Origin of the sequence: Plasticicumulans sp. (assembly GCF_035331805.1) — a bacterium.
Taxonomy (GTDB): Bacteria; Pseudomonadota; Gammaproteobacteria; order Competibacterales; family Competibacteraceae; genus Plasticicumulans.
Genome location: NZ_DAOLKE010000503.1, coordinates 1 through 1929 on the forward strand (window position 1 = coordinate 1; position 1929 = coordinate 1929).

The window sequence follows — 1929 nt, forward strand, 5'->3', positions numbered from 1 at the left end:
CGTGATGGACGCCGTGCGCCTGATCCGCCGCGAACTCGCCGGTCGCGTGCCGCTGATCGGCTTCTCCGGCAGCCCGTGGACGCTCGCGACCTACATGGTCGAAGGCGGCTCCAGCAAGGAGTTCGCGAAGGTCAAGGGCCTGATGTACGAACAGCCGCAAGTGCTGCACAAGCTGCTCGGCACGGTCACGCGCGCGGTCATCGCCTACCTGAACGCGCAGATCGGCGCCGGTGCGCAGGCGGTGATGGTGTTCGACACCTGGGGCGGTGCACTGTCGCCGGCCACCTACCGCAGCTTCTCGCTCGACTACATGGCGCGCATCGTCGAAGGCCTCAACCGCGAGGCCGAAGGCCGGCGCGTGCCGGTGATCCTGTTCACGAAGGGCGGCGGAGCCTGGCTCGAAGCGATGGCCGACACCGGCTGCGATGCGCTCGGCCTCGACTGGACCACCGACATCGGCGAGGCCCGTGCCCGCGTCGGCAGCCGCGTGGCGCTGCAGGGCAACCTCGATCCCTGCGTGCTGTACGCCTCGCCCGAGCGCATCCGCGCCGAGGTCGGTCAGGTGCTCGCCGGCTACGGTCGCGGCAGCGGTCACGTCTTCAACCTCGGCCACGGCATCCACCCGCACGTCGATCCGGAACACGCCGGCGCGATGGTCGCCGCGGTCCACGAACTGTCGCGCGCCTATCACGGCGGCCAGACCGACTGAGACGACAGGGAGCGTCGTGGACCAGCAGCAGACCTCGAACCCGGCCCGTGGCGGCCGCCGCATCCTGTCCTGCGGCGTCATCGTGCTGCGCGCGTCCGCCGGCGGCAGCGGCGGCAACTGGGAATATCTGCTGCTGCGCGCCTTCAACTACTGGGACTTCCCGAAAGGCATGCGCGAGCCCGGCGAGCACCCGCTCAGCACGGCGCTGCGCGAGGTGCGCGAGGAAACCACGATCGACTCGCTCGATTTCCGCTGGGGCGAGGTGTTCCGCGAGACGCCGCCGTACAACCACGGCTGCAAGGTCGCGCGCTATTACCTGGCCGTGGCCCCGGCCGATGCCACGGTCGACCTGCCGGTCAGCCCCGAGCTCGGCCGGCCCGAGCACAGCGAATTCCGCTGGGTGACGCGGCGCGAGGCCTGGAGCCTGCTGACGCCGCGCGTGCGCGCGATCCTGCGCTGGTCCGACACCATCCTGAGCCGTCCGCCGCGCCAGGACGCGCCCGCGCCGCTGCCGTCGCCCGCCGACTGAAATTCACATTAAGCCCGCCCTGCGGCGCGGTCGGGCCGATTTACAGTTCCGGCCCCCGCGTCTATGCCTATGGCCCGCGTCCCCAAGAACGAAGCCCAGGCAGTTCAAGACCACCGCCCCGGAGGCCCGCCATCATGCAGACTCACAAGTACCGCCCGCTGAAATTCCGCCACCTCGACACCGGGGTCACCTGCTTCCGCCCGCGCCAGCATCTGCCCGATCGCATCACGCAGGACAGCCCGGCGACCGACGCGATGACCGACCTGCGTCAGGTCAGCGCCCAGATGGTGTCGCTGCAGACGCCGATGAACGTCGCGCTGGAACGCATGATCAAGGGCGGCGTGCGCCTGCTGCTGGTGGCCGACCCGGACGGCACGATCCGCGGCGTCATCACCAGCCGCGACATCCAGGGCGAGAAGCCGATGAAGCTGATGGAGAAGACCGGCACGAAGCGCGAGGAACTGACCGTACGCGACATCATGACGCTGTACCCGCGCCTCGAAGTGCTCGACATCACCGACGTGCTGCGCGCCACGGTCGGCGACATCATCGCGACGCTGCGCGAGCAGGGCCGCCAGCACGCGCTGGTGGTCGACACCGATCCGGACAGCGGCAAGGAGGCGGTGCGCGGCATCTTCTCGCTGTCGCAGATCGGCCAGCAGCTCGGCCTCGAAATCCACCCGCAGGCGCG

At 69.8% G+C, this 1929-nt stretch carries 3 protein-coding genes; all 3 read left to right on the forward strand.

Going from position 1 to position 1929, the window contains the following annotated elements; genetic code table 11:
- Nucleotides 1-709 (forward strand): uroporphyrinogen decarboxylase family protein (locus tag PKE44_RS18855; protein WP_324554299.1); only part of this gene is annotated, 709 nt, incomplete at its 5' end.
- Nucleotides 710-725: 16 nt separating this feature from the next.
- Nucleotides 726-1238, forward strand: coding sequence for an NUDIX domain-containing protein (locus tag PKE44_RS18860; protein ID WP_324554301.1), 513 nt, complete (start codon nucleotides 726-728; stop codon nucleotides 1236-1238).
- A gap of 134 nt (nucleotides 1239-1372) precedes the next feature.
- A partial coding sequence (locus PKE44_RS18865; protein ID WP_324554303.1) for a CBS domain-containing protein occupies nucleotides 1373-1929 on the forward strand: 557 nt, incomplete at its 3' end.